This window comes from Inquilinus limosus MP06 (genome assembly GCF_000767795.1).
Lineage (GTDB): Bacteria > Pseudomonadota > Alphaproteobacteria > DSM-16000 > Inquilinaceae > Inquilinus > Inquilinus limosus_E.
This window is the reverse complement of record NZ_JANX01000497.1, coordinates 1-4,830: the sequence shown is the minus strand read 5'-3', so window position 1 is coordinate 4,830 and position 4,830 is coordinate 1. Positions and strand designations below refer to the sequence as shown.

The 4,830-nt window shown below is 71.0% G+C and carries 7 protein-coding genes; 3 read left to right on the top strand and 4 right to left on the bottom strand.

The window, feature by feature from the left end; all coding sequences use genetic code 11:
- Positions 1 to 485 (top strand): arginase family protein (locus P409_RS26860; protein WP_034845636.1); only part of this gene is annotated, 485 nt, incomplete at its 5' end.
- Between the two features lies 1 nt (position 486).
- Here P409_RS26860 and P409_RS26855 read toward each other — a convergent pair.
- Complete coding sequence (locus P409_RS26855; RefSeq protein WP_034845634.1) at positions 487 to 1,086, bottom strand: helix-turn-helix domain-containing protein; 600 nt, start codon at positions 1,084 to 1,086, stop codon at positions 487 to 489.
- A gap of 138 nt (positions 1,087 to 1,224) precedes the next feature.
- Between P409_RS26855 and P409_RS26850 the strand changes: the two genes are divergently transcribed.
- Positions 1,225 to 2,199 (top strand): quinone oxidoreductase family protein, encoded by a 975-nt coding sequence (locus P409_RS26850; protein WP_034845632.1) that lies wholly within the window; start codon positions 1,225 to 1,227, stop codon positions 2,197 to 2,199.
- Positions 2,200 to 2,202: 3 nt separating this feature from the next.
- Here the strand turns inward: P409_RS26850 and P409_RS26845 are convergent, their stop codons facing one another.
- Together P409_RS26845 and rpsU are read right to left on the bottom strand one after the other, a co-directional pair.
- Positions 2,203 to 2,487 (bottom strand): hypothetical protein, encoded by a 285-nt coding sequence (locus P409_RS26845; protein WP_034845630.1) that lies wholly within the window; start codon positions 2,485 to 2,487, stop codon positions 2,203 to 2,205.
- Between the two features lie 176 nt (positions 2,488 to 2,663).
- Positions 2,664 to 2,867: a 30S ribosomal protein S21 gene (rpsU, locus tag P409_RS26840; protein ID WP_034845628.1), complete on the bottom strand. Its 204-nt coding sequence runs from the start codon at positions 2,865 to 2,867 to the stop codon at positions 2,664 to 2,666.
- Positions 2,868 to 3,390: 523 nt separating this feature from the next.
- Here rpsU and P409_RS26835 point away from each other — a divergent pair.
- Positions 3,391 to 4,206: a DUF1194 domain-containing protein gene (locus tag P409_RS26835; protein WP_034845626.1), complete on the top strand. Its 816-nt coding sequence runs from the start codon at positions 3,391 to 3,393 to the stop codon at positions 4,204 to 4,206.
- A gap of 77 nt (positions 4,207 to 4,283) precedes the next feature.
- On the opposite strand, the gene P409_RS26830 is transcribed toward P409_RS26835, so the two are convergent.
- On the bottom strand, positions 4,284 to 4,616 hold the full coding sequence (locus tag P409_RS26830) for a RebB family R body protein (RefSeq protein WP_034845624.1): 333 nt from the start codon (positions 4,614 to 4,616) through the stop codon (positions 4,284 to 4,286).
- Between the last annotated feature and the right edge of the window lie 214 nt (positions 4,617 to 4,830).

Here is a 4,830-nt window from a genome sequence, read left to right as displayed (position 1 = left end):
CGCATGGGCTGGGGCGGATCGCGGTGGTCGATTTCGACGTCCATCACGGCAACGGCACCCAGGACATCTTCTGGTCCGAGCCCGACCTGTTCTACGCCTCGACCCACCAGTCGCCGCTGTATCCGGGCACCGGGTCGGAGGACGAGACCGGCGTCGCCGGCAACATCCTGAACGCGCCGCTGCCGCCGATGTCGGGCGGGGTCGAGTTCCGCCGGGCGATGGAACGGATCGTGCTGCCGGCGGTCGACGCCTTCGCGCCGGAGCTGCTGCTGATCTCGGCCGGCTTCGACGCCCATGCCCGCGACCCGCTGGCCCATCTCGAGCTCAACGAAGGCGATTTCGCCTGGGCGACGCTGGAGCTGATGCGCCTGGCCGACCGGCATTGCGACGGCCGCGTCGTCTCCACCCTCGAAGGTGGCTACGACCTGCGCGCCCTGGCCCTCTCCACCGCCGCCCATGTGCAGACGCTGATGACCGGCCAGTGACCTACCGAGCCGGCGCCGTGACCCACAGCGCCCGCGCCTCCCCCTCGCCCGCGGCGATCGCCGCATGGCCGATCCGGGCGTCGAAATACACGGCGTCGCCGGGGCCGAGCTCCACCGGGCCGTCGCGCTCGCTGAACAGCGTCACCCGGCCGGCCAGAACATAGAGGAAATCGTCGCTGTCGTGCCGCTCCCAGTCCTCGAACGCATCCAGCGACCGGGCGCGGACGGTGACCTCGGAGGCCAGGAAGGGCGCGTTGCGCAGCGCGCCGCCGAACGGGCGCAGGCGGTAGTTCGGCATCTCGGTGGCCGCGCCCTCGCCGGCCCGCACCACGACGCGGCGCCCGCGCAGGGGCGAATCGGCCGGGCCGAACAGCGCCGCCAGCTCGATCTCGAAACCCCGCGCCAGCTTCTGCATGGCCTGGAAGGTCGGTGACATCTCGCCGCGCTCGATCTTCGACAGCGCCGAGCGCGACAGGCCGGTGCGGCCGGCCGTCTCCTCCAGCGTCCAGCCCCTCGCGGCCCGCAGCCGGCGGACGGCTTCCGCCAGGTCGATCTCCGGTGGCGGGCCGGAGGGTCCTTCGCCGCTTTCCGTCAGGGGCATGGCCGGTCTCGTCGCTGCAGATGCCCGCTTGTCCGGCGACAGGCGCCGGACCGTCAAGCCAGATTCCACTATGCTGGATATTTCCACTATAGTAGATGACAGCGAAGCAGGCACGGCCGGCGGCTGTGGAGAGACGAGATGGAAGCGCTGGTGTTCGACCGGTTCGGCGGCCCTGAGGTTCTGGACTATCGGACTTTGCCCGACCCGCCGGTGCCGCCGGGCCATGTCCAGCTGGCGCTGCGCGCAGCGGGGCTGAACTTCGCCGACCTGCACCGCCGCCGCGGCAACTACCGGCTGGCCGGCACCGCGCCGCATATCGCCGGCTATGAGGGCGCGGGCGAGGTGGTGGCGCTGGGCGACGGGGTGGAGGGCGTCCGCCTCGGCGACCGCATCGGCTTCGCCGACGTGCCCTTCGCCAACGCCACCCGCGTCACCGTGCCTTTCGACCGCGCGATCCCGCTGCCGGACGACATCGGATACCGCGAGGCCGCAGCGATCCTGCTGCAGGGGCTGACGGCCCAGTATCTGGTGGCGGACAGCGCCCCGGTCCGCGCCGGGGCACGGGTGCTGGTCCATGCCGCGGCGGGCGGGGTCGGGCAGCTGCTGGTGCAGATGGCGAAGCATCGCGGCGCCCGGGTGATCGCCCTGGCCTCGACGCCGGAGAAGGCGGCGCTGGCCGTGGCGCGGGGCGCGGATCACGGGCTGACCTATGAAGGGGATTGGGTGGCGGCGGTGCGGCGGCTCAGCGACGAAGGGGTCGACATCGCCTATGATTCGGTCGGCACGACGCTGGCGGACAGCCTGGCCGCGACGAGGCCGCGCGGCACGGTCGTGGCCTACGGCACCGCGGGCGGCGACCCGCCGGCGATCGATCCGCGGCTGCTGATGGAACAGTCGAAGGCCGTGGTCGGCGGGGACCTGTGGGACCATCTCGACAGCCGTGCCGCCCGGCTGGACCGGGCCGCGGCGCTGTTCGCCGCGCTGCGGGCCGGCGAGATCGCCCTGCCCGAGATCGAGGTGTTCCCGCTGTCGCGCGGCGCCGCCGCGCATCGCCGGCTGGAGAGCCGCGCCGTCACCGGCAAGATCGTGCTGGTGCCGGACGGGGCAGGCTGAGGCTCAGCCCAGCGCCGCCGCGATCTCCGCCCATTCCTGCTCGAGGCTGGCCTTGGACATCGGCCGGCCGGCGCGGCGGTACCAGTAGCCGGCATTGCCGAGATCGCCTTCCTTGCGGTGCAGATAGGCATGGGCCCAGGCGGCGTCGGCACCGTCCTCGGAATCGACGCAGCCATGCGCCCGGTCCCAGTCGCCCTTGGCGTCCCACCACAAGGCGGCGAGCGGCGGCGACAGGGTCGCGGGCGGCTGGTCCTGGTCGAGGGTGCGCCTGAGGGCGGGGACATCCATCGGTCGGCCTCCCGGATCAGACGGGGCGCGGCGCCCCGGGGGCGGATTTCCGCATAGCCCGGCGCCGGGCACAAGCCGGATGCGGCCGCAGCAACGAAACAAGGGGCCGCAGGCCCCTCGTCTCATCCATCGGTACGATCAGCAGGTCCGGGACCGGATGGTCCCGGCGAACCGGATCAGTAGCCCTGGATCTGCAGCCGCTTGCGCAGCGCCTTGCGCTGGCGGCGGACGGCTTCGGCTTCCTCGCGGATGCGGCGCTCGGACGGCTTCTCGTAGTTCCGACGCTGCTTCATCTCGCGAAAGATGCCTTCGCGCTGCATACGCTTCTTGAGGACGCGCAGCGCCTGGTCGATGTTGTTGTCGCGGACGAGCACCTGCATCGGGCAAAGGCCTTTCACTAAACGGTCGGGCGGAACTACGCCTTTCAACCGAGAATGTCGAGAACGATTTGACGAATCTCGGCGCGGGACAGCTCTGCTTTGCGCGCCGGCTGCCGCAGCGGGGTGGTTGCCAGCCGCGGCATCGGGCGATGCCGGCGACGGGGCAGTGTCTTAGTCTGTACGCTTTTCATGTCAGTATCTTTACGGTTCGGGCCCTTGGGGCCTCGTTGCACGCAATATCGCTTAAGCCCCGACACCGGGCCATCGGCCCGCCCGTCGCGGCGCAAAGCACGATCGACAGGCGGAGCGCCTGCCTTATCGTTCGGATCATGGTTGGGAAGAGGATCCGGGCGTTCCTCGGAACGGCGCGCGGATCGTGTCGAAACCGATCTCGACGTTCCATATGGGCCAATGGCCGGCGGATTGCAACCCGCGGGGCAAAAACAGCCGGCGGGCGGAGATGACAGCCGGCCGGGCCATGCCCACATCGACAGGATATCGGCGGCTGACACGGGGGGCTTCCATGCGCTTCGGCTTCGTCGGACTCGGCCTGCTTCTGATGCTGTTCCTGCCGGTCGCCTCCGCGGCCGCCCAGGACCAGCCGGTCGATCTCGAGCTGGTGCTCGCCGTCGACGTCTCGCGCTCGATGGACGAGGACGAGCAGGCGCTGCAGCGCGACGGCTACGTCACCGCCCTCACCCACCCCGAGGTGATCGACGCCATCACCTCCGGCGTCCAGGGCCGCATCGCCATCACCTATGTCGAATGGGCCGGCCCCGGCTCGCAATCCATCATCCTGCCCTGGCGGCTGATCGACGGCGCCGCAACGGCACGGGCGGCGGCGGCCGAGCTGGCCCGGACCTCCGGCACGCTGACGCGGCGCGGCACCTCGATCTCCGGCGCGCTGCTGTTCACCGCCGGGCTGTTCGACAACAACGGCTTCGAGGGCATCCGCCACGCCATCGACATCTCCGGCGACGGGCCGAACAATGCCGGCTGGCCGGTGTCGGGCGCGCGCCAGATGGCGCTGGCCAAGGGCATCACCATCAACGGCCTGCCGGTGATCCTGAAGCGCGGCGGCTTCGGCGGGCTGCCGGAGCCGGAGATGCTGGACGCCTATTACCGCGACTGCGTGATCGGCGGCCCCGGCGCCTTCACCGTGCCGGTGCGCAGCACCGCGCAGTTCGCCGACGCGATCCGGCGCAAGCTGGTGCTGGAGATCGCGGGGCGGACGCCGGAGGCGATGCCCGCCGCCTTCATCCCCGCCCAGGCCGGCGGCACCGACTGCATGATCGGCGAGAAGACCCGGCCGCGCTGGCTGGACCTGGACGAGCGCTGAGCCATGAAAAAGCTCCCTCCCGGAGGCCGGGAGGGAGCCGATGACGCCGGCCGGAACCGGCATCGCGAGGCTGCCGGTCAGCGGCCGCCGCCGCCCAGCGACTGCAGCACGGTGAGCAGCGAGGTCAGGTTGTCGGCGACGCCGGTCTGACCGACCTTCTCGGTGGCCCCGGCGACCGAGGTGGTGTCGAGGCTGTAGATCTGCATCACGCCCTGGTTCGCCGCCGCCTGGGCCAGCGTGTTCTGCTGCTGCTGCGCCGCGACCGCGTTCTCGAACAGGATGCCGGTCGAATGCGCCATGGTCTGGAACAGCGTGCCCATGGCCATCGCCGGGGCTTCGCCCACGACCTTGACATTGGACTGGGTGACGGCGTCGGTGACCATCGGGTTGACGGTAACGGGATCTGCCATGTCCGTACTCCTGGGTTGATCTCGCGAAGGCGACGCCTTCACGCATGGAAAAGGACGCCGGGGCCGGGGAGTTGTGAAACCGACCCCGCAGAATTCGCCGCGCCGCTCATCGCATCAGCCGGCCGCGCGGCTCGGCCGGCGGCGGCGGCGCGGCCGTCGCGCTGTTGATGATCCCCGCCAGCTGCGCCCGCAGCGGCGCCAGCCGCTCGTCCAC

Coding starts and splice junctions, on each gene's coding strand:
- P409_RS26855 (WP_034845634.1), bottom strand. CDS start 1,086: ATGCCCCTGACGGAAAGCGGCGAAGGACCCTCCGGCCCGCCACCGGAG.
- P409_RS26850 (WP_034845632.1), top strand. CDS start 1,225: ATGGAAGCGCTGGTGTTCGACCGGTTCGGCGGCCCTGAGGTTCTGGAC.
- P409_RS26845 (WP_034845630.1), bottom strand. CDS start 2,487: ATGGATGTCCCCGCCCTCAGGCGCACCCTCGACCAGGACCAGCCGCCC.
- rpsU (WP_034845628.1), bottom strand. CDS start 2,867: ATGCAGGTGCTCGTCCGCGACAACAACATCGACCAGGCGCTGCGCGTC.
- P409_RS26835 (WP_034845626.1), top strand. CDS start 3,391: ATGCGCTTCGGCTTCGTCGGACTCGGCCTGCTTCTGATGCTGTTCCTG.
- P409_RS26830 (WP_034845624.1), bottom strand. CDS start 4,616: ATGGCAGATCCCGTTACCGTCAACCCGATGGTCACCGACGCCGTCACC.